Annotated in this window: 17 protein-coding genes and 1 pseudogene; 7 read left to right on the plus strand and 11 right to left on the minus strand. The window is 47.7% G+C overall.

Features of this window, described 5'->3' with window-relative positions; all coding sequences use genetic code 11:
* Positions 1–21 precede the first annotated feature (21 nt).
* Positions 22–1,872 carry a response regulator gene (locus GA520_RS01910; protein ID WP_163340274.1) on the minus strand — a complete coding sequence of 617 codons (1,851 nt, stop codon included), beginning with the start codon at positions 1,870–1,872 and terminating at the stop codon, positions 22–24.
* A 145-nt stretch (positions 1,873–2,017) separates the two neighbouring features.
* Here GA520_RS01910 and GA520_RS01915 point away from each other — a divergent pair, with 145 nt between their 5' ends.
* The 4 genes from GA520_RS01915 (at position 2,018) to GA520_RS01930 (ending at position 6,243) form a co-directional block, all read left to right on the plus strand.
* On the plus strand, positions 2,018–4,006 hold the full coding sequence (locus tag GA520_RS01915; protein WP_163340273.1) for an ATP-dependent DNA helicase: 1,989 nt from the start codon (positions 2,018–2,020) through the stop codon (positions 4,004–4,006).
* Positions 4,007–4,029: 23 nt separating this feature from the next.
* A complete protein-coding gene (locus GA520_RS01920) occupies positions 4,030–5,028 on the plus strand; it encodes a polyprenyl synthetase family protein (protein ID WP_163340272.1) in 999 nt (332 codons plus the stop codon).
* Between the two features lie 6 nt (positions 5,029–5,034).
* On the plus strand, positions 5,035–5,223 hold the full coding sequence (locus GA520_RS01925) for a hypothetical protein (protein WP_163340271.1): 189 nt from the start codon (positions 5,035–5,037) through the stop codon (positions 5,221–5,223).
* Positions 5,224–5,286: 63 nt separating this feature from the next.
* A complete protein-coding gene (locus GA520_RS01930) occupies positions 5,287–6,243 on the plus strand; it encodes a Gfo/Idh/MocA family protein (RefSeq protein ID WP_163340270.1) in 957 nt (318 codons plus the stop codon).
* Positions 6,244–6,278: 35 nt separating this feature from the next.
* Here GA520_RS01930 and GA520_RS01935 read toward each other — a convergent pair whose 3' ends face one another.
* The 10 genes from GA520_RS01935 to GA520_RS01980 all read right to left on the minus strand — a co-directional run bounded on the left by GA520_RS01935 (position 6,279) and on the right by GA520_RS01980 (position 19,414).
* Positions 6,279–6,650 (minus strand): diacylglycerol kinase, encoded by a 372-nt coding sequence (locus tag GA520_RS01935; RefSeq protein WP_163340269.1) that lies wholly within the window; start codon positions 6,648–6,650, stop codon positions 6,279–6,281.
* A gap of 128 nt (positions 6,651–6,778) precedes the next feature.
* Positions 6,779–8,068: an IMP cyclohydrolase gene (locus GA520_RS01940; RefSeq protein ID WP_163340268.1), complete on the minus strand. Its 1,290-nt coding sequence runs from the start codon at positions 8,066–8,068 to the stop codon at positions 6,779–6,781.
* Positions 8,069–8,182: 114 nt separating this feature from the next.
* Entirely contained in the window at positions 8,183–9,199 is a 1,017-nt protein-coding gene (locus GA520_RS01945; protein ID WP_163340267.1) for a bifunctional N-acetylglucosamine-1-phosphate uridyltransferase/glucosamine-1-phosphate acetyltransferase, read from the minus strand.
* A gap of 153 nt (positions 9,200–9,352) precedes the next feature.
* Positions 9,353–10,432: an Sfum_1244 family protein gene (locus tag GA520_RS01950; protein ID WP_163340266.1), complete on the minus strand. Its 1,080-nt coding sequence runs from the start codon at positions 10,430–10,432 to the stop codon at positions 9,353–9,355.
* Between the two features lie 278 nt (positions 10,433–10,710).
* Positions 10,711–10,866: a hypothetical protein gene (locus tag GA520_RS01955; RefSeq protein ID WP_163340265.1), complete on the minus strand. Its 156-nt coding sequence runs from the start codon at positions 10,864–10,866 to the stop codon at positions 10,711–10,713.
* A gap of 56 nt (positions 10,867–10,922) precedes the next feature.
* The gene (locus tag GA520_RS01960; RefSeq protein WP_163340264.1) at positions 10,923–12,716 is read right to left on the minus strand and encodes a methyl-accepting chemotaxis protein; all 1,794 of its coding nucleotides are present in this window, start codon (positions 12,714–12,716) and stop codon (positions 10,923–10,925) included.
* Positions 12,717–12,758: 42 nt separating this feature from the next.
* A complete protein-coding gene (locus tag GA520_RS01965) occupies positions 12,759–13,211 on the minus strand; it encodes a response regulator (protein WP_163340263.1) in 453 nt (150 codons plus the stop codon).
* Between the two features lie 292 nt (positions 13,212–13,503).
* A complete protein-coding gene (locus GA520_RS01970; protein ID WP_163340262.1) occupies positions 13,504–15,255 on the minus strand; it encodes a sigma-54-dependent Fis family transcriptional regulator in 1,752 nt (583 codons plus the stop codon).
* A gap of 5 nt (positions 15,256–15,260) precedes the next feature.
* Entirely contained in the window at positions 15,261–18,287 is a 3,027-nt protein-coding gene (locus GA520_RS01975) for a PAS domain S-box protein (protein ID WP_163340261.1), read from the minus strand.
* On the minus strand, positions 18,284–19,414 hold the full coding sequence (locus tag GA520_RS01980; RefSeq protein WP_163340260.1) for an ABC transporter substrate-binding protein: 1,131 nt from the start codon (positions 19,412–19,414) through the stop codon (positions 18,284–18,286). Before GA520_RS01980 ends, GA520_RS01975 begins: the two co-directional genes overlap by 4 nt.
* A gap of 387 nt (positions 19,415–19,801) precedes the next feature.
* On the opposite strand from GA520_RS01980, the gene GA520_RS01985 reads away from it, so the two are divergent.
* The 3 genes and pseudogenes from GA520_RS01985 (at position 19,802) to phnD (ending at position 23,448) form a co-directional block, all read left to right on the plus strand.
* Positions 19,802–21,073: an adenylate/guanylate cyclase domain-containing protein gene (locus tag GA520_RS01985; protein WP_163340259.1), complete on the plus strand. Its 1,272-nt coding sequence runs from the start codon at positions 19,802–19,804 to the stop codon at positions 21,071–21,073.
* 16 nt (positions 21,074–21,089) lie between these two features.
* Positions 21,090–22,508 (plus strand): sn-glycerol-1-phosphate dehydrogenase, encoded by a 1,419-nt coding sequence (locus GA520_RS01990; RefSeq protein WP_163340258.1) that lies wholly within the window; start codon positions 21,090–21,092, stop codon positions 22,506–22,508.
* 165 nt (positions 22,509–22,673) lie between these two features.
* Positions 22,674–23,448, plus strand: a pseudogene (phnD, locus tag GA520_RS01995) (phosphate/phosphite/phosphonate ABC transporter substrate-binding protein).
* The last annotated feature ends 52 nt before the right edge of the window (positions 23,449–23,500 follow it).

Raw genomic sequence — 23,500 nt, forward strand, 5'->3', positions numbered from 1 at the left:
TGATTCGGCTCCCTATTTCATTTACACGATCATCTTCGCCGGCAGGTGTACTTTTGCTACCATACCTCCTTTTTCATGTTGCTTGAGATGAAATGTTGCCCCATGCATGGCTGTGATTTTTTCTACCAGGGTTAGACCCATCCCCGTTCCATATGTTTTTGTGGTGAAAAATGGATCAGTAACGAGTTGCAAATGGTTATCTGCGATCCCGGTACCGCTGTCGCGTATAATAACCTCGATACCATCTTCCCTATTTTCGGTATATGTACAGCCAACGAATAAAACCCCTCCACCCGTCATTGCCTCTATCCCGTTTTTTATCAAATGCAGGAATACCTGCCTGAAACGATCGCCGTCAACCTGCACAACAGGGCTTATACCCGGTAAGTCGAATTGATACGTAATATTTCCGTTTTTCATAGTAGTATAAAAAACCATGACGCATCGGCGCAACAAGGAATACAGTTGATGCGGTGCCAATTGAAGTTGGCGTTCCTCAACAAAATTAAAAAGATCTTCAAGGGTTGCCTCAATCTTTGCCGCTTCTTTTGAAATAACCTTGAGGAACTTCGCAATGTAAGGGTCTTCGGTCCTTTTGACAAGGAGGCGGGCCGTTCCACCTATTGAGGTAATAGGATTACGGATGACATGGACCAACTGGGCCGACATATGTCCCACTGCAGAATATCGTTCAGCCGCGACGAGAAGATCTTTGCTCTTGTCGAGTTCCTGGTTGACCATTTCAAGCTCCTCAATTTTAATTCGCATATCTTCGTATAGATGACTATGCTCAATCGCAAGACTGGCCTGACTGGCGAAGATCTCGAGGGAATGTATTTCCTCCAGGGTAATTTGCTTGTGGGTCACGAAGTTGTCGACAATAAGTACGCCAAGTGATTTGGAAGGTGAATAGAGAGGAACAACCACAAAAGAGCTGTGATCAAGAATATGCAGAAGTTCATACGGGACATTGCAGCCGATAGCTGAACCATTAGTAACCACAATGGTCTGACGATTGATTGCAGCACTTATAAGTATATGTGACAAATCTGTAACAGGGACACGTAACTGGCTGATGATTCTGTTTACCTCCACATCGCCTTCTTCGTTCCCACCGTTATCGTCAGTAATAATATCCTGTAACTGAAGGTTTTTTTGCTTTATCGAGTCCCAGACCCTTCCCGCTTCGGCCCGACAAGTGGTGCCGATAGCCAGCTTTCCTTCAAGAATTTGTCCGTCATCGGAAAAGAGGGCCAGAAAGGCCCTGTTAAATTTCAGTCCTTCCTCTGAGGTGATTCCGACCAGAATAGCCCTGAGTATCGCCTTGAGTTCCACATTGCTCAAGTAGACACTGTTCATCTGCAGGTTCAACTGATGCAGGAACCTGGTCCTGTTGTGGGCGGCTTCAAGTTCCTGCTGGATGTGACGGTTTTCGATGGCCAGTTTGCGTTTTTTCAGCGTTGACACCAACGTATGTGTAAGTTTTTCACCACCGACAGGTTTGGTCAGGTAATCGTCAGCTCCCAGACGCAGGCATTCAAGTGCGGTATCGAGATTGGTCGTTCCGGTTACCATCACTATTCCAAGATCAGGATACTTGGGGACGATATCCTGTAGTATCTCGATACCGCTTTTATCAGGCAGGCCAATATCAAGAAGGATCAGGGCAATGGGACTTGATTGAAGTAACTGGTAGAATTCAGCTGCCGACCCTGCCTGGAGAACAGGCAGTCCCTGCTTGTCGAGGTAATGTTTGAGGATCAGGACGATCTCAGGTGAGTCGTCTACTATAACCACCGATTCGCCATGATTCAGTAGTTGGGAAAGATCAAGTTCGTAATGCTCTTCGTATCCTCTAAGGAGTTCTACCATAGTTATGTCGGCAAGGTATCCATAGCTGAAGAAGTAAAAAGGAATAGTCAGAAACGTGTACTCGTATACACATTTCTATTGTATACTCACATACGATTTTTTTAAATATCTTCCTCACTTTATTTTTACCTTTCACCTGTAGCTGATGCAACCAGAAGAATTTTTTTCCGAAAACGGCTTACTATCACAATATATTCCAGGGTTCGAGCCGAGGGACGTGCAACGCACCATGGCCGAAGCGGTTTGTCAGGTTATAGAGCATGCTGAACCTGATGGGGAGTGCCTGCGGGCAAATCTCCTGCTGGTTGAGGCTGAGACAGGCATCGGGAAGACCCTGGCGTATCTTGTTCCTGTCCTTCTCTCCGGCAGGCGGGTGGTGGTGTCGACGGCAACACTGAACCTCCAGGATCAGATCATGAACAAGGAGGTGCCGCTTCTCACAAAAGTATTCGGCAGCGAATTAAACGTTGTCTGTCTGAAAGGTAGGCAAAATTACTTATGCAGGTATCGGTGGTATCAACACCATTCCGCCGCCCAGATGTCCCTGGTTGAAGATGATGACTGTAGCCGTATCGGAGAGTGGTTGCAGGAGACCGAGATAGGGGATCGTGCCGAATTGGAATGGCTGTCAGATCAATCATCGCTTTGGTACAAAATATCGGCAAAATCAAACCAGTGTCTTGGAGGTGATTGTCCGGAGTCTGCCGACTGTTTTGTTAACGCTGCCAGGAAGAAAGCTGCCCGTGCCTCTATCATAGTGGTCAACCACCATCTCTTTTTTTCAGACCTTGCTGTCAGGAGAGGAGGGTATGGAGAGGTACTTCCTCGTTATGAGGGAGTGGTTTTCGATGAGGCCCACCATCTTGAGAATGTGGCGACGACTTTTTTCGGTAGAACGTTTAGTCAATATCAACTCCTGGATCTCTTTTCCGATATTCGTCGCCAGGCTGAGGCTGAACTCGATCCGGATATGTATGACCGGATTATCGGCGCTGCACAAGGTGTGCGGCAGAGGGCCGAGGAGTTTGCTTCACTGTTTCCTGCCCGGTACGGAAAATATCATCTTGATGGGCTGATACAGGACATGACTCCGGCTGTCTGGCAGACCGAGATAGAGCATATGGCAACTGGGCTGAAGCGTCTGGCAGATGAGTTGCAGGGATGCCTGGCGTATGGGGATGGCTGGAACAGCCTGGAGAGCCGCACGAGGGAGCTTCGGGAGCATCTGTTTGAAATTAGTCTGCCAGGTGAAGGTGTTGCAAACGGCTCATTTGTCCACTGGTATGAGCGGCGTGAACGATCGGTCAGCTTGTCTGCAACCCCTGTGGATATTGCTCATCACCTGCAGGATACCCTGTATAGTGCAGTTAGCTGGTGTGTTATGACCTCTGCGACCCTGACCAGTGGTGGTGATTTCGGGTACGTACGGGAACGACTGGGGCTGGATGCGGATGTCGACACATTACGACTGCAGTCTCCTTTTGATTATAAGAATAGAACACTTCTTTATATTCCCGGGAACAGTTTCCCCGAACCTTCATCTCCTGCTCATGCGGAGCAGGCCAGCAGACTTGCATGTGAACTGCTTGTGGCCAGTAAGGGCAGGGGCCTGGTTTTATGTACAAGTTTCAGGGGGATGGAGAATATGGCGGAATATCTCAGTGAGCATCTCCCATATCCGCTATTGGTACAGGGAGATGGTTCCCGAAATGCGTTGCTGGAAAAATTTCGGACTTCCAGAGAGACCGTCTTGGTGGCTGTTGCCAGTTTCTGGGAGGGGGTCGATGTGCCGGGAGAATCGTTGAGCTGTGTTATCATCGATAAACTCCCTTTTGAGGTTCCTTCAGATCCGGTGATTCAGGCGAGGGTCAAGGCAATTACGGATAGAGGCGGAAACCCGTTTTTCGATTTCCAGGTACCCCGGGCCATACTCAGCCTGCGTCAGGGCGTCGGTCGGTTGATGCGGACCACTACTGATTGGGGGGTTATCGCTGTGTTGGACGTCCGTCTATTTAAGAAGGGATATGGCTCGATTTTCAGAAAAAGTTTGCCTCCTTCGCCGATCGTTCGTACACTTGAGCCGGTTGAAGAACTATTTGAGAGATTTAGCCTGAATTTAAAAGGCACCCATTAAAAGATTGATGACGAAAGGTGGAGATGACTGACCAGCATAAATTGAAAAATGCGATTATCGATCGTGCCGTTCTGGTTGATAGATACATGCATGAGGATCTTGATGCGATCCGGGGCAAAGTGGATGATCTCCTCCTGGAGGTATTGGATTACGGTTTATTCAATGGGGGGAAACGGATCCGCCCTTTACTGGTTGTCCTCTCCTCACGACTGTGCGGCAGCAATGATCAGCGCGTGTATCAACTGGCCACGGCTTTTGAATACCTTCATGCCGCCACCCTGTTTCATGATGATGTGATAGACGGGGCAATGTCAAGGCGGGGAAAGCCTGCTGTTAATATCAAGTTCGGTCTCATTGCTGCCATCCTGGCTGGAGATTACCTGCACGCCAGGTCTATGCATATTGTTGGTAATATTGCGGGTAAGGAAGGGCTGGCCATTTTTTGTATGGCAACCGCCGGGATGGTGGATGGCGAGTTCATGCAGCTGAGAAACAGTGACAGCTTTTCTACATCGGAATCTGGGTATTATGAGACAATTATGGGTAAGACCGGTTTGCTCATAGCAGCTGCCTGCCGGGTAGGTGCTTTATATGGCGGCGGGAATCCGGAACAACAGGAACGCCTTCATCAATACGGTGTCGGGTTGGGATGTGCTTTCCAGATGATTGATGATCTGCTTGATTATACTGGGGATGAACAAAAAACAGGTAAAGCGGTAGGCAATGATCTGATTGAGGGCAAGATGACATTGCCGTTGATTCTCGGTTGGGAGCAGGCTGATTCAACTGATCGTGCTTGTTTGGAGCAGATCCTGTCAGATGAATCATTGCGTAAAAGTGAATTCAGCACGGTATATGGTATCCTTGACAAATATGGGGCCTTTACGGAAACGCGGGCCAGGGCGCGGCAGCATGTGACTGAGGCGTTACTGCAGCTCGAAACGTTTTCAGCACCGGAAGGTTTTGAGGCAAAGGAGATTCTGACCGGATTGGCGGGGTATGTGCTCGAGAGGGAGAAGTAGACAGGAATGGTACGAGCGACAACCCGAAAGACTGCAGCGAAGAAAAAGACAAGCCAGCGCAAGAAAAGGCCCGCCAGAAAGAAGCGTACGATAAATGTTGCAAAACTGGTGACTGTTATCAGTTTATTCCTGTTGCTGGCCGTGTCAATTGGTGCTGTTGGTTATGTGATATTTTTCAGGACGGTACTCGTCTAATCTGGCAAATAGCGGCTGGCAGGATAAGCATTGCTCGAATCTTAAACCCGATGAGGTGAGTCCATGAGACGTATTGGCATTATCGGAACCGGGAAACACGGCAGCAGGTATGCCAATCATGTTGTCAACGATCTTGCCGGAGCAAAGTTGGCTGGCATAAGCCGACGTTCACCCGACGGTATCGAACAGGCCAAGGTGTGGGGCTGTAACTATTTTAAAGATTGGCAGGCGTTGATTGCCGACCCGCAGGTCGATGCCCTCATCGCTGTCACTCCTCCTGGTTTAAACCTGGAAATAGCACAACTCTGTGCTGCCCACAGCAAGCCCCTGCTTATAGAAAAGCCATTGGCGCGTGACAGCAGGGAAGCATCTGCTCTTGTTTCTACTATGGAGAGCGCCAACTGTCCGCTTACTGTCGGACAGACTCTGAGATATAACCCTGTCATAGCTGCCTTGGGCGAGAGACTGCCGGAGATGGGTCGGCTTCACTCATTTGCTGTCGACCAGCGGATCGAACCGTCGACACTGGCTTGGCATGACGACCCTGAAGCGGCGGGTGCCGGTGTGATGATGCATACCGCTGTTCATGTGTTCGATGCCTTAAAGGTTATAACCGGCCTGCGTATACTACGTGTCATGGCGACTATGAAATGTGTACACTCGAGCAGACTGGAAGATCTTGTCGTCATGCTGGTCGAATGTGAAAACAACGTATTCGGCACGGTGGATGTCAGCAAAGTCGGACACGCCAGGAGCGGCAGGTTCGAGTTTATTTGCCAGAAAGGTCAACTGGTAGGTGAGCAGATTCATGGCTTTTTAGAAATCGTCGAGCAGAACAGGGTGACAGACCATCGTGATTTTGAGCCGTTTCCAACGATACTGCCGTTGCTTACTGACTGGCTTGCCTTTCTCGACGGTTCTGGTGAAAATCCGATATGTAGTCGGGAGGGACTGTATGCCGTACAGGTCTGCTCTGCGGCACTGCAATCGGCGGAGGCAGGGGAATGGGTAGAAGTGTAATATGAAAATTCCAGTTTAACCTGGAACCTTCAGTACTATTTGGAATAAATACCAAAGAGAGCGTGCAGCCAGAAGACTGAGGCTGTGAGAATGGCAAGAAAGACAGCACCGCTTCCCACATCCTTGGCCCGCTTGGCCAGGTCGTGATACTCTGGAGACGTCATATCGACAATTGCCTCAATAGCCGAGTTGAGCATCTCGACAATAAGGATCAGCATATTGACCAGGAAAAGTGACAGCTTCGTAGTTGTTGCAACCGGCAGGAAGAGGATGACTGGCAGCAGCAGCAGGACAAGAGCCGCCTCCTGCCGGAATGCCTCCTCATGCTTCAGGCATGATTTGATTCCCTGAAGTGAATAGAAAAATGCTGCAATTATGCGGGATATACCCCGTTTTGCTGGCTTCATTGCTGTTCCTGTATTCCCTTAAGAGAAAAGGGCGGATTTACATTTTCAGGTAAATCCGCCTTGTAAGTACTTATTGCCGATAGGTGTTTTTTAACGCTGGTTTCTCATTGTTTCAAGGGAAAACCGGATCAGTGTTTGAATGATCTCTGACCTGTATACATCATGGCCACTTTGGGATCGGCCTCGTTGCATGCTTCGATTGTCTCGAAATCCCGCATGGATCCTCCGGCCTGTAAAATGGCGGTAATACCCTGACGAATTCCTACGTCGGCACCATCCCTGAATGGGAAGAAGGCATCGGAGATCATGGTGCAGCCTGGCAGGTTGCCCCGGTCCTGTTGAACCTGATTATCGATTTCCTCTATTTCGCTCTTATCCCTCTCACCTTTGGCAATAGCCAGTTCCAGGTCCGCATAGGGGAGTTTGTGCTTATCGTAGCAAAGGATATCGGCGTATTTGATATACGCCTTGTGGACTGCAATTTCCGCAACACCTACACGATCCTGCTCACCAGTTCCGATCCCGACGGTACATCCGTCCTTTACGTAAAGCACTGAGTTGGAAGTGACTCCGTGCTCTATGGCCCAGCCAAAAATCATGTCGTCGATTTCCTGTTCAGTCGGTTGACGATCGCATCGGTATTCCTTCTCCTTCCAGGTTGAAACTGCAGGTTGCAGGTCATCTATGGAGCGGATGGAGTTAACAGCGGACTGTTGGGCAATAATGCCACCGTCAATAAGGCTCTTGAAATCTACAAAACGAAATTTTTCAAACTCGGCCAGCCGATCTATGCGGTTTATTCTGATAATGCGCAGGTTCTTGCGTTTACTGAGTATATCCAGTGTGCCATCCTCAAAATCAGGAGCGCAGACAACTTCAAGGTAGTTATCGGCAAGGAGGCTGGCAGTATCGACATCACAGCTTCTGCTCATAACAACAGCTCCTCCGAAGGCAGCGATACGGTCGGCTCGGTTGGCTTTATTGAATGCATCCGCAAGCGTAGATCCATATGCGGCACCACAGGGGTTGTTGTGTTTAAGGATGACGGCGGCGGGCCGGTCAACAAGGTATTTGAGAATGTTCAGGCCGTTGTCGATATCAGTGAGGTTAATTTTACCGGGATGTTTTCCTACCTGCAGCATGTCGGAAACATCGATCCCTGACACAAGTCCATTGCCTGGTTCAATATATTTGCAATCGCCTAGAGTCAGGTTACCGTTGACCAGTTCATAGAGTGCCGCCTCCTGGTCAGGATTTTCGCCGTAACGTATTCCTCGTTCATCGGCAGACCCATCATCCTGGACAATGCTCCATGTCCTCTTTCTGTAAACGAGTTTCTGGTCGCCAAACGATATAGTCATGTCCATGGGGAACTGGTCACCGAGAATTGTACTGTACATTTTTTTTAGGTCGCTCATAGGTTGCTCCGGTTGAACTTAATGTTTTTTGTAATGGGATGGTCGTAGGTCCTGGATGGTTTATGGCTGCTGTTATTGTATAGGTATCTGGTTGTCGGCCACAAGTGCTACTTTTCAAAATGTTGTCTGGTGTGGCGGCAACACAGAATTTTCAGGGATTGTCAAACCCTTTAGCACACAGTATGGGCCGATTTCGACATTATCACCGATATTGCAGTCCTCTATAACGGAACCGTTTCCTACAATGCAATTCTCCCCGAGCATGCTTATGCCGCCAATAGAGACACCGCTTTTGAGCAAACAGTCTTTGCCAAGCGTGACCCCTGAAGAAACGGAGATGGTCTCGGGATTGTGCATGGTGATACCGCAAAACATTAACTCTTCGTTCCGTCTTTTTTGAAGTTCGCTGTGAGCCAGGGAGAGTTCGAGGCGGGAGTTGACGCCGAGCACATCCATGGAGTGGGGAGTGATATACTTCTGCGCTGATTTTCCTTGCTCGACGGCGATGGATACAATATCCGTCAGGTAGACCTCTCCCTGACTGTTGTTCGTGCCGACTTGCTTGAGTGCGGAAAAGAGAAAATCGCGTTCCACACAATAAATTCCGGCATTGATTTCACAGATAGCTAGTTCTTCTTTACTGGCATCTTTTTGCTCAACGATACCTCGAAGTGAACCGTCGTTTGCCGTGAGGATACGACCGTAATTGGTTGGATTGTCAAGAGTAGTTGTCATCAGCGTCAGGTCTGCACCGCTTGCATGGTGTGCGTTGTACATCTCTTGCAGTGTTGCTGATTGCAGTAAAGGAGTGTCGCCACAAAGAATCATAACTGTGCCGGAACCCTGTTCAATCGCCCTTTCGGCGGTAAGGACCGCATGGCCGGTGCCCAGTTGTTCCTTCTGAACAACAAATTCCACATCGAACGATTTCAGGGACTGTTGAACCGCTTCCTTTTGGTGGCCGATAATAACAGCAATTCTGGTCGGCTCAAGCGGCAGGACGCTCCAGATAACGTGGTGGACCATGGGAGAATAAAACACTTCGTGCAGGACCTTGGCCTTGCCGGATTTCATCCTGGTTCCCTTGCCGGCGGCAAGGATAACTACGGAGAGTGGAGTTGCGTGGTTCATGATATTGTAAATGATGTAAAGTCTGGTTGGGATTCAAAGTGATTAAAAACACATTGCAGATGGGAATCAAAAAAATATACGAAAATAGTCGGATAACTGCAAGTGATAGAGGAGCGGATACGAGGAAAGCTGAAAAAGAAGGTAAAAAAATATCTACCTGCCAGGTATATAAAGAGGTTGGAGAATGTGGTTTTCAAACATTTTCAAGAGATCTGCATCACTTTTGTGACCGATTTCCTCTGCTATTGATTCAATTTTTGAGGCAATCGATAGCATCTTTTCGTAGCATTGCCCACGGGCCGATTCAATGGTCGACCAGTCATGGTCGTTGTTAAACCGCTTCCAGCCTTCTGCCAGTTCGGGAAAGATCTTTTCGCGCAAACCGTCAAGAAAGGTGAGATAGAAACCGAGGGTGGAGAGGCGCTGTTCTCGTATTGCGTATGCGAGAGGACCTTGAGGGTGGGTATCCGCCAGCAGATCTTTTATGCCCCTGCAGATAAATTCCGGGATCGAGCCGGGAAAATGCCCGGTTATTTTCTGGAGTGTTGATGAGCTTATACCCTTCTGTAAAATCTCGCCGACTTCATGATAGACAAAGAGATTCAGCTCGTGGTCAACGATGGTTTCGAGTTGCCCGCACAGAAGATCTCGGTCGAGTTTGTTCTTTCTATAGAGTCCGTATGTTTCCAGGGCACGTTGGAGCGGGTTTCGGCAGCTGGAGCGGAATTCCTCAATCTGGTCCCAGAAGAAAAAACGAATGGCGTCTCTTTTAATGATAATCATCTGGTCCTGCACCATAGCCGGAGGTGCTGCCATCTCACGCACATGCTCCTTTCCCAGTATGATAACGGGGCATCCCTCTACTTCACGGTGTTCGATAATTTCAGCCAGGAAAAAGATCGTCTTCATGGATCTGCCAAATCCTGCCCCGTAGTACCAACCTTCTTCCTGAAAAAATGTGTTTACTTTTTCCAGCTCAAAGGGCTCGATTGATGTTTCACCAACTCGAAGTTCACGATACTCTCCACCTGCAAGTGTCTCCCAGTAATTTTCTTTGGCCTCAATCCAGTCGAGCAATTCTGCCGGTTCAGGTTCATCCCAGGGCTCAATACCTTTCTCCCATTTGTAGAAATTCCTGAGCTTGAGCACCATGGTACACATCGAGTAGACACCATGGTCCCGTGCATCTGAGATATCGCAATTGTAACGTATGTCATCAAGAAAGTTTTGCATGTCAAGATAGAGGGACGACTGTTTATAAATGAGGTCAGAAGCTCAAAAGAATACACGATACAAAATAATCATCTCGAGAGATAATCTGTAAACTTTCTTTTAGGCTGGTGATAAAAACAGGTTGCTGGTGGTGGTAAGATAATGAAATTGTGAGGGGAACTGAATGAAGAGAGGAGGCTTTCACGTTACAGAAAAATTGTTGGAATAAATTTCCGTGACAGGCAGCATTATCAGTTATCGCAGGACTGGCTTCCTGTCTATCTGCTGGGCAACACCGTCTATGGTGGGAAAATGCTTTGAGCTGATGGTTGAAGAGGCATTTCTCGATCCAAAAACAGCTCTCCCGCATGGTGCATAAGGGAAACAAGCAACCTGACACTTACACTCATGGAGGCATCGTCGGTTACTTTACCAGTAGTTTTACATTCATTCATGAATGCCTCCCTGGTTGGGTGGGGATGCCGGAATCCCTTATGCCGTTCAACTCTGGTTATAATTTGAACTGATTGACAATACCGGCCAGTTGGTCTGACAGTGCCTTCAGGTCGAGGGACTGTTTGTTGACATTATTGCTGTCACCGCCAAGCTGCTCTGAAATCCGACTGACCCCACGGATAGAGTCGGAGATCTCTGCCGAGACGGTGGAACTCTGCGTCACATTCTCATTTACTTCGTTAATGCCAAGAGCTGCCTGGGATACATTTGAGGCAATTTCATTGGTGGATGCGGATTGTTCCTCAACTGCCGTGGCGATGGTGGATACGATGTCGCTGACATCGTTTATGGTTCTGTTGATTTCACTGATCTCGGTTACGGTCATTCCTGTAGACGACTGGATTGCCTCAATCTTCTGTTTGATTTCAAGTGTCGCTTCTGCGGTTTGTTTGGCAAGTTCCTTGATTTCATTGGCCACAACCGCAAATCCTTTTCCAGCGTCGCCGGCACGCGCTGCCTCAATAGTGGCATTGAGTGCTAACAGGTTGGTCTGTTCAGATATTTCAGTTATAACTTCGGTAACTTTACTGATTTCGTTTGCAGCACCGCCCAACTCGTTTACACGCTGTGAAGCATGGCCGGTTTTTTCAACTGCCTGTTCGGTGATTTGACGTGCTCTTGCGGTATTACCTGCTATTTCATTAACGGTGGCGTTCAATTCCTCGGCTGCGGAGGCAACCATGTTTACATTAACAGAAGCCTGTTCGCTGGCCGCTGCGACGGCGTTCATGTTGGAACTCATCTGCTCGGCTGCTGCAGCAACTGTATTGGATTGGGAGGATACTTCCTCTGAACCGTCTGCAAGGGTACCGGAAAGGGTGGAAAGATTGGTTGATGAACTGGACAATGAGTCCACATTTGTGTTCACATTACAGATGATTGCATGCAGTTTGTCCATAAATATATTGAACCACTGGGCGAGTTCACCCACCTCGTCACTGCTGACCTCAAGACGCTTGGTCAGGTCACCCTCACCTTCTGCCACGTCCTGGATCATCGCCTTGGCTGACAGGACCGGGATGAGAATGGAGCGTCCGACAAAGAAGATGAATACACCGATTATGGTGAGCATGATTGCTGAAAAGATCCGTCGGATGAGTTTGGATTGTGCCAGCTGTTGATGCATACTCTCAATAGCCTCATGACTTTCGGCTTCAACAGATGAGATGAGTGCCATCAGCGGTCGATCGATACGTCCTCCCAGGTTATCGATACGATCATCGATTTCATCAAAGCCTGCCGTGTCGGCGCGTGTGATGATAAGTTTTGGCAGGTCGGTCAGTAGAGCTGACTCCAGTTGAGGATATAAAGATAAAACCTCAGCGGCCATTTGCTTCTCCTCAGCAGTATCAGTAAGTCCTTCCAGTTGGTGGAGGTTTTTCTGCCAGAAGGCAGCAGCACTTTTCATTTCCTCCATGATTTCTGGGGCGATCTGTCCGTCTTCCTTGTCAATGATTGCATCCATGCCGGCCAGAATGAATTCAACCAGTGATACTTCCATCTCAGCCAGTAGCGTAACTTGTTCATCACGCAGGTCCACTTTGTCAACAGCCACACCAACATTGTGGTCTGAATACGTTGAGAAGATTTCACTGGCCAACATACTGATGAGGAAAAGAGTGCCGATAAGTATCAGCTTGGCCTTGATTGTGATTCCTTTTTTCCTTTGTTGCTGGGTTTGGACTGTTGCTCTTTCTGCAATGCTGGTGTTCTGCCGCATACTTGAATCTCTGAGCTCTGATGATTCTACATTAAGTTCCCCTGCTGATGTGTATGTTGCCATTTTCATTATGTTCTCCTCCTCAGGATAGGTCTGGATGGGCCTGTAAATTTATATGTAAACTGATGAGCTGTTTTCTTGTGGCAAAGTCGTATGACGATGAACGATGTGCTCGAGCAACTGGTTGAGTTCGCGGATGCTGAATGGCTTGACGAGATGGTAGAGGACCTTTAGCTCACGGACTTTTGTTTCGACCGTACGGGGGTTGTCTCCGGTCATGGTAATGAATTCGATGGAGGGCAGGTGGAGTCTGATAATCTCCAGGAGATCCAGTCCGTTATCATTACCCAGGTGAATGTCGAGAAGTGCGAGTTGGTAGTTGTTTTGCTGCACCAGTGCCAGTGCTTCTTCTCTGTTGGCTGCATGATCTGCACTCAGTTGTATCTGTTTGAGTGCCAGGATTATCAATTGGGCAATCTGCTCGTCGTCTTCTATAACCAGAATCCGGAATCCTTGATCCGGAAGTTGATGGTTCGGTCTGTGTTGTGAGATGGGTACCTTCATAATACCTCCATCGAATTATGTTAAACCTGGCTGAAATCGGTGTGAACTGTCATCATCACTTTACATGAATGATAGAGCAAGTTAGGTGCCAAGACGAAGAGTAGTTGGCAAGAGCTTACTATTATGCAATAAATGAGACTGGTAAGGCCTGCATGGAACGAGTGATGGGGAGGGCATCTTTGGGACAGAATTGCCCTCTGGGTTGAGAGGAGTGTGTGTAGTGATCTAAAATTAAATGGAAAATGATGTGTGGGGCACAAATGCGACAGGATGGGGCATTCCTGCCCTATTCCTAGGGTTTGACGATGTCAAGACTCTTCATTTTTCGGTACAATGTTTTGCGATCAATCTTCAGGGCCTGGGCAGTTTTTCCCTGGTGCCACTCATACAACTCGAAACTTCTGGTCAGGATTTGCCGTTCTACTTCTTCGAGCAGAGCAGACAGAGAACTGATCTCCTCGGGAACATCGACCAGGTCGAGCAGATTTCCGCCCCGATTTTCCTCAGATGAGATGTCGATAAAGTCAAGTTTGCCTAAAGTTATATAACGCTGGATGGTGTTTTGTAATTCCCTGACGTTGCCAGGCCAGCTGTGAGTATGAAGCATTTTTCGTATCTGCGTTGGTAGTTCTTTCGTACCATCCTGATCATACATCTCGAAGAAGTGATCAATGAGCAGTCGTATGTCGTCCTGCCGTTCTCTTAACGGTGGCAGGTTGATTGGTATGACGTGGATGCGGTAGAGAAAATCCTGTCTCATTTCCCCCTTTTTAACAAGTTCAGTCAGTTCTTTATTGGTCGCGGCGATTATTCTCACATCAGGATTCTTACTCTCCGTTCCACCAAGAGGTGTGAAGCCGCCCCCTTCGATGGCCCGTAGAAACTTGACCTGCATCTGCAGGGGAATATCCCCGATTTCATCGAGAAAGAGGGTGCCTCCATCTGCGATATCAAGAAAACCATGTTTGTCTCTGACGGCTCCGGAAAATGCACCCTGTTTGTAGCCGAAGAATTCACTTTCAATCAGATTTTCAGGGATTGCCCCGCAGTTAACACAGATAAATGGACCGTTTCGTGGACTGTTCTCGTGGATCGCTTGAGCAACAAGTTCCTTACCGGTGCCTGATTCCCCGTAAATAATAACACTGGCATCCGATGCGGCGGCATCAATAATGGTTCGATAGACCTCCTGCATGGGTTTGCTTTTTCCGATAATGTTACCGAACCTGAAGCGATCCTTGAGTGATGAAAGTAAGAGTCTGTTTTCTTCACGAAGCTGGTTTTCACGTTCCTCGGCCTCAAGGAGTTCCTGTTTTTGTTTCGTGATGTCATGAAGCACAATCTGGTACTCGGTAATTTCCTGACCCTGATCGAGGATTGGGAGCACGGTCATGTCATACCACCGCTGGTCCATGGGGTTGAATAACTCATGCGTGAAAGGCTGAGAGAAGTCGGAGATGGGTCTTGCACACCATTCTTCGGCTGATTTTTTACCGAAAATTGCTGTATAACAATACTCCCCCAGCAGGGAACTGCTGAAATGCTCCTGTAACTGATTATTGACCTGGGTGATGATGAAATTCTTATCGCAGGCGAAAATAAATCCTGGATACTGGGCAATTACACCTCCGAGTTTTTGCTCCAGTCCCGCCTGGTAGGATTTGTTTTGTTTGATGAGTTCCGCTTTTTCCAAGGCCTGTTCTACGGCGTGATGAAGAATGTCATAATTCTCAACCGGTTTCGTCATGTAATGCCATGCACCCAGATGCAGGGCCTGGATGACATCGGCCATTTCACCCTCACCCGAGATCACGATAATGGGTGTATCGGGATTATCAGTCGTCACCTCCTGAAGAACCTGAAAACCGTCCATAACCGGCATTTTAAGGTCGACCAGAACAACATTGGGTTGAAAGTGATAATATGCTTTTAAGCCTTCTTTACCATTTTCAGCTACTAAAACCGTGTTTCCTTTTTCCTCAAAATATTCACGGAGCACATCGAGGATCATTGGGTCGTCATCTATACAGAGAATGGATTTCATGTATTTTATTGGGTGGTTGAATCGAGTATGTTCCTGATTGCTTTAAGCAATACCGTCATGGGAAATGGTTTTTCAAGGTATTCGTCTACCCCGAGATATCTGGCCTCGTTCTCACTGATTTTTTCGCTGTAGCCTGTACAGAGAATAACCGGCAATTCCGGCCTTTTTTTACGAATCGAGTTGATGATTTCCATTCCAGTCAGTTTGGGCATGGTCATATCCGTTATCAGGATATCATAGTTTGCAGAAAAGCTCAGGAAATGATCGAGCGCCTCCTGAGGATCTTCATACGTGGTGACACGGTATCCATATCGAGGAAGAACTTTGCCGACGATACTGGTAATGGGGGACTCATCATCTATGAACAGGACGTTTTCTGTACCCGCCAAATTTGATGGTTTGGTTGTCACCCTCCTGATTTCTGTTGGCGCAGATTTTGATGCCGGAAGGTAGACAGTGAACTCACTCCCTTTACCGGGTATGCTCGAGACGTTAACATATCCGTTATGGTCATTAACTATCCCATGTACAACTGCGAGGCCGAGTCCGGTTCCTTCACCAATCTCCTTGGTAGTGAAATACGGTTCAAATATCTTTTTTATCATATCCTTATCCATGCCGTAGCCGGTGTCGCGGACGGTGATGGCCACGTATGTCCCGACCGGCACGACAATGATGTCCTGATTGGTTAACGGCTGGGTCAGTTCCGTATCCTCAATTTTCAATTCCAGTATGCCTTTCGAATCCCTCATCGCCTGATAGGCATTGGTGCACAGATTCATAATCACCTGGTGTAACTGGGTCGGGTCGCAATGAACTGTTAAAACGCTGGTTGTCTCACAATGAATATCGATGGTAGAGGGGATGGCCTGTCGAACCAGCTTGGCGACTTCTTTGCCAAGAGGGGAGAGCGATATATTGTTTTTGCTCTTTGTATCCTGCCGGCTGAATGCCAGGATTTGCTTGACTAGTTTTTTGGCACGATCGGTTGCCAGATAAATTCCGTCGAGTGCCTTGTCCAGTCTATCCGGTTTTTCCTTGGTCATGCGGGCCAGCTGAGTATAGCCGAATATGGCCGACAGAATGTTATTGAAGTCATGGGCGATTCCGCCAGCGAGGGTACCAATCGCCTCCATTTTCTGGGTCTGGCGCATCTGTGTTTCCAGCATTTTTCGTTCTTCGGCTGCCAACCGTACCTCGGTGATATCTTCGTGGGTGATGACGATATGCTTTACCTCGCCACCACTGTTTTTGAGGGGGTAGATGCGGCTACTTAACCACCGGACCCGTCCTGCTCCCCGGGCCTCGGTGTGTCCCCTTGGATCAAATCTGTATTCCGGTACCCAGGCAATTTCTCCTTCGTATGCCTTTTTAACAAATGGAGCCAGACCGATTTCCTCAATTTCCTTACTCTTGAGGATGTTGAATGTGTTGACAGTTGTTTCTGCCGGAAATCCCCATAACTCCTCATAGGCCTGGTTTACATCAACCAGCAACCCGTCAGCGTCATAGAGTTCTATGACCGAGGGTGCCTGGTGCATCATCATGCGGAAACGTTCTTCGCTCTCAAGAAGTGCTTCTTCAATTTGTTTTCTCTCTGAAATATCCTTCATGTTCCCGAGCATGCGAAAGACCTTCCCGGCATCATCGGTTAAACAGGTGCCATGGTCCTCAAGATAGGCAAAAGAACCGTTTTTTCGCCGGTACCTGTATTCTGACTTGAAGGGTGTCCCATCTTTCAGTGATAGGGCCAACAGGGTTGAGGTATGTTCAGCATCGTCCTTGTGGATAAACTTCCTCCAGTCCTGGATACCATATTTCCCCATCTCATTGGCTGTGTAGCCTGTAACTTCAAAGATTGAACCATACCAGTCAATGTTTCCGGTCTGAACATCATAATCGTATATAACCTGTCCGGTACGTTCCGCCATCAGCCGATATCTCTCTTCGCTTTCAACAAGGTCTTGCTCTCTCTGAGAGATAGCGGAGGCCATAACCCTGATGTGGCTGGCCAGCGACTCGACCTCGGGAAAACTCTGGTGCTCGAGATCCCTGGTGTAATCACCTGAGGCAATAGCTTTTACCTTTGTTTCAAACAGCTTGAGGGGGCGGTGCAGTTTTCTGGCTGTCAAAACAGCGAGGAAAATTATAAGCGGGACCAGCAACAGGGCTATAAGCAGGATAAGTCGGCTCATTTCTGCAACGGAACGTTGAGCCTCCAGCTGGTTCTGGGAAACAACTACAACCCATTTGGTATGAGGAAGACCGGCCGTGGAACCGATCTGTGGCTCATGTTTCGGGTGACGGTATTGAAATGTACCAAATACACCAGATGTAGCCTGCCGTACAGGTTCGATATGTGAGAAATTGTAATGCTCTTCAACAAGGGATTCCTTATCGGCAAAGATCAAATCACCACGATGGTCTGTCACCATCAGGGAGATGCCTTGTGTAGTTTGTATAGTGCGGATAAGATCACGAATGTGAGCGATGGTGAAAACGCCGATAAGTTTTCCCTGCCCGGTGTCCAAAGCGATAAACATGGACTGTACTCCGGAAAATCTGGAAAGGAACAGATCCGACCAGTGGGTGTCTGTCTGCCCTTTATCGAGTTCCAGCCGGGCCATCCCGGACATGTCCAGGTCGAGGTACTCCACGTTATGATTAGTCAGTTCTGCCGGTAGGCCTATAGCGTCTATCCTGTTTTCTGCATCAAGGAGATAAATGGTCTCGAAGGTTTCTGAATTCCGAACAATTGTTTCCATGTGAGCTGTGATTTTCGAGTTGTCAGTCACATCGGTTTCTATAAAATATTTTATCTGTTGCAGGATGACGAGGTGTTGTCCGATAAGAGCTGAGATCTCACCGGCTAACCGCTGGGCCAGGAGCTCGTTCCTGGCCGAGAGGGACAGCACAAAACTGTGGGAGAGATACCAGTAGGTAAAACTGCTGAGAATTATTAAGGGTAGTATTGCCAGAGCAATTGACCGTACAATGAGAAACCCGGCGTATGAGGAGAAATAGGCTTTCATCGTTTCAGGGTTATAACGGTCCCGTCTGAGATAGCTTTCAAATAGTAAGGCCTCAGGGCATCACCAAATGCATTAATGATGAAGTCATTTTGCAGTCCGTGGAAGGTGCCAATCCCGGTGATAGTCTCGGGTATGGTGCTTGGGTCGGTACTTTTCCTGAGCGCCGCAAGAAGGACCTGGGTGGCTTCATAGGAGTGGATCGGAGCAAAACCGGGATCATGAGAAAACCTGTGTGTGTAATTTTTCTTAAAATCAATATATTTCGGTGAGTTATCCTGAGGGTTGAAGAGTTGGAAAAACTCGACTCCGTTGATTGTGTCCCCCCCGTAATTAAAAATTTCAGGAGTAATCGACCATTCACTTGTCAGTACCGGAATCCTTTCATTCCTTTTGGCAAGTTGTTGGCAGATCATGGCCGTATCCCGGGCACCGGCTATGATATATATGGCGTCCGGGGCAGATGCCAGGAGTTGGTCGGTAAGTTGCAGGAAATCCGGATGATCCTTCGTGCTATAGGATGTTAAGACAGATATTGTGCCTCCGTAACCGGTAAAAAACGTTTCAAAGTGTCTGGAGAGGGTCGCTGAGTAGCCGGCATTGCTGGTGTCATAAATTACGGCAATCCTGGTATATCCTTTAAGGGTTGCGGCATATTCAGCAACGTTTTTCGCAACATGGGCGTTTGAAGGGTATACCCGGAGGAAAAAATCTTTTTTACCTGACAATTCTGAGGATGAGGCTGTCGGGCTGATCATCGGTATAGCAAGCTCATCAGCCAGGGGAGCAAGTATCAGCGCCATGGTGCTGGTCATTGGGCCTATAATACCGCTGACACCTTCCTGGGCAAATTCCTGCATTGCCTGCACGGCAGTTTTGGGGTCATGGTGGTGGTTTTTAATGATGAGGTGGACCTGTTTGCCTTTAATCCCGCCGTTTTTATTGAACTCTTCAATACCCAGGATGACGCCGTCACGCCCGGCAATCCCAATATCGGCAAACTGACCTGTGAAGCTGCCGATAAAGCCTATTTTATATGGTTCTGTATCTGAGCATGCAGTGAAAATGACTAAAGTCATGAAAACAGTAAGATAGGTACCGGTGTTTATTAATGTGAACCAAGGCCGCACGTTTTTCCCCCTGTTATTGCTATATGTTAGGAGGCTGTCCGGGAATGGTTTTGGTCAAAATCGAGACATTTTCAAAAATTTAGCACAGCCATGTAACCGATATTGCAAGCATTATTATTTGAAAATTCCGAAGAGTTTGAGAAAAAACCATTCTCGAGCAGGCTCCTGAGAATGAATAATGAATACTGGTGCATGTGAATACTATCATTTTGCCTGGGGCAATTCAAAAGACTCATGCAAATAGTTCGACAGGCATGTTGAATTTAATAGGTTAATAGAGCGGGAGGATTGCTCATCCTTGAACAATGGGTGAGGAAAATATAGACTTGTGCTGTGGTGAAAAAAGAGAGGTTATTAAAAAGCTCAGAGAGGGGTTACCCGCCAGAGATGAGAGATATCAGAAAACTAATCAGTTCATATGATCGATTTGTTCCTCATAAGTTACTCGATCTTCTAAATAAAAAGGATATAACCGAGATCAAACTCGGGGATCAGGTTGAGCAGATGTTGACCATCCTGTTTACGGATATCCGTGGGTTCACGACTTTGTCGGAAGAACTTACGCCTCAGGAGAATTTTAATTTCATCAACTCGTACCTGAGCCAGATGGAGCCGATAATCAGTGTGAACGATGGTATTATTGACAAATATATCGGCGATGCCATCATGGCGATTTTTCCGGAATCACCTGATAGTGCCCTGGCATGTTCACTGCAGATGCTTAAACAACTCCAACATTATAATGAGGGCCGGGCGAGGGCGGGGTATCAGCAGATTGATATAGGTATAGGCCTCAATACCGGTCTTGCCATGATCGGCACGGTGGGTGGCTACAACCGGATGGACGGGACGGTCATCAGTGATTCGGTGAACCTCTGTGCCCGGATCGAATCACTGACCAAGGTATATGGATTGAAGCTGATGATCGGTGAATCAACCTATCACAGCTTAAGCGATGAGTATAAAAAATATGCACGTTTTATTGACAGGGTGTTGGTAAAGGGGAAATACAAACCACAATCGATTTACGAGGTTTTTGCCGGTGACAAGGAGTCTGTCAGAAAGGGTAAGTTGAAAACCAAGGGAAAGTTTGAAGAAGCGCTGGCTCATTTCCATTACAAGAACATCGAAACGGCCCGAATACTTCTCACCACCTGCCTGGCTGCCAACAAAGAGGATCTGCCGGCCCGTATTTATTTAGAGAGGTGTGAGAACTATCTGGAAAATGGCACGTACGAAGGTTCAAGTGAATTGTCGGATCGGATAACCTGGGGAGATCGATTCATCCTCAACCATGATATTATTGATTCCCAACACCAGGAACTGGTAGATGCATCTATAAAACTTATTGAATATATTGAGAATGAAAAGGAATCATTTGAGATTAACGGTTTGATCCGGGAAATTGAAGAGAGCGCTCGAATACATTTTATGACCGAAGAGGAAATTCTCGATTCCACAGATTATCCTTTGTTTGATTATCACAAAATGCAGCATGAGGCCTTTCTTGCCTCATTTTCATCTATCATTGAAGAACTTAACAATCCCTCCCTCAGTAAAACATTCAGAATGTTCAAGGCTCAGATTTTCCTGCTAGATTGGCTTGTGAACCATACCCTGAAAGAAGATCGGAATTATCGGAAATATCTTGATACATAATCTCTACTGGAGTTGAATGTTACCTTTTGATATTTCTCTTTACTCATCTGCCTGTCAAACGAAGCAGGATAAAAATGAAAAATTCTATCTTTCAGACTTCACAATGGATCTGACACCACTTCTCGGTACAACCTTTGAGTGTGAATGTGGCAAGAGTCATCATATCCCTACCAGGTATCTCCATTATGGAGAAAATGCCCTGGTCAAACTGGCTGAGGTTACTGCCGAGCTGAGTTCGGGCAAAAACTGTCTGCTCATTGCTGATACCAGAACCTGGGAGGCTGCCGGAGAGAAGGTCTTTCAATTACTTGAGTCAGCTGGAGTCGATGTAACTGGGTTTATCCTTGAAGACAGGGATGGGGAGTCGCCCGTCGCCGATGATATAACCAAGGAAGATCTCCTCCGAAGAGCGCCCCAGGCCGATATCTACCTGGCTGTAGGCAGTGGTGTTATCAACGACCTTGTCAAGTGGGTCTCCTATTTAAGAAAAAAACCGTATTTCACCATACCGACCGCGGCATCGATGAATGGCTATGGGTCTGCCAATGTGGCTGCAACTGTCGATGGTCTGAAGGTGTTGTTTCATGCTGATGCCTGCCAGGCTCTTTTTGCGGTTCCTACCATAATTAACAACGCCCCGGAGGAGCTGACCGCCTCCGGACTTGGTGATGTGCTCGCCAAGTCGGTCAGCTCAGCGGACTGGAAACTCAACAAGATTCTGTTTGACGATTATTACTGCCAGTACTCGGTTGACCTGCTGAAGGATCTCGAACCCGTCTACCTCAATAATCCTGGAGGGGTCAGACGGAAGGATCCAGAGGCACTGAAGGCCCTGTTTGAGGCGCTGCTCTATTCCAGTATCGCCATGACCATAACCGGAACCTCATCGCCCGCTTCAGGAGGGGAACATCTTATCTCACACACTCTGGACATGATTGCCAACCGGGACGGGAGGAGTCACGATTTCCACGGCAGGCAGGTTGGGGTAGGTTCTATATTGTGCGCAGCTCTTTATGAAAAAGTGCTGGAACTGGACAAACCTGTCTTTCGGGCTCTTCCCACAACGATCAATTCAGGTTTCTGGGGTTCCCTGTCGCCTGTTGTTGAAGGGGAGTATGGAAAGAAACTGGAACGGGTGGTGGAGGTGGCCACGTTTATCGAAGATCCTGCCAAGTGGCAAACTCTTAGAGAAGATATACAGCCTGGTCTGGTAGCCGCAAGCCAGTTGAAAAACTGTTTGGCCAAGGCGGGGGGAGCTCATTGCTATCAACAGATACGGGCAAACGGTCAGCCGCTTTCCAGAAAGGATTTTATCAATGTGGTCATAAACGCCAATCAGATGAGGTCGCGGTTTACCATCCTTGATCTTGCCATGCTGACGGGAGTTCTGCCGGACCAGCTTGAAGAGGTGGTTGACACATGGCTAACACGTTGAAAAAACATAAAAGATCAGCTTCGATATCGTTAACAGAGGATCGTCGGGTAAGTGGAAATGAACGGGTTTTGTTTTGAGCAGTGACTCTGGTGATTGAAGGAGGACTTATTCACGGATTTGCTTTTGCGTAAAAGGTAGCGTTGGAGATGTGTGTTTTGATGTATTGTGAGAATATGGATCTTGTGCCCCCCCCCGAAAGATCCTAAGGATTGGAAAGATCCCAATACTCTTGTATTCACCTACACACCTATTGAAGATCCTGCCGTTTACAAAGATGCCTTCGCTGATTTCCAGAAATACCTGGAAAAGGCTACAGGCAAGAAAGTTATTTACTATACTGTCCAGTCAAATGCTGCCGAGGTTGAGGCTATGCGCTCAGGCAGACTCCATATTGCTGGTTTTTCAACCGGCCCGACCGGCTTTGCTGTGAATCTCGCAGGTTATGCACCCATCGCTGTAAAGGGATACCCGGATAGCTTCCAGGGGTATAACCTTATCCTGGTCACCAAAAAAGATAGCGGTATTAAGTCATTAGAAGATATCAAGGGAAAGAAGATTGCCCACACATCAGCCTCTTCAAATTCCGGCAACCTGGCTCCCAGAGCAACATGGTATCGTTCCCGATAAGGACTATACCGTTGTGTATTCCGGTAAGAACGATCAGTCTATCCTTGGTGTAGCTCATGGTGACTATGATGCAGCACCGGTCGCCTCAGATGTTTTCAACAGGATGGCGGAAGCGGGAAGGATCAACGCCGATGATTTCAACATCGTGTTTACCAGCCCGAAATTCCCCACCTCTTCGTTTGGTTATGCGCATAATCTTCATCCCGATCTGGTCAAGAAAATAGTCGATGCTTTTTACGAGTATCGATGTACCGCGGATATGCAGGAAACATTCGGCAAAGCAGACAGGTTTTTTTCCTGTGACCTACCTTAAAGACTGGAAGGTCATCCGTGACATTGCCGCCTCGACCGGTACCTCCTATAAC

The sequence above is a fragment of the Desulfopila sp. IMCC35008 genome, from assembly GCF_010646885.2.
Classification (GTDB): domain Bacteria; phylum Desulfobacterota; class Desulfobulbia; order Desulfobulbales; family Desulfocapsaceae; genus Desulfopila.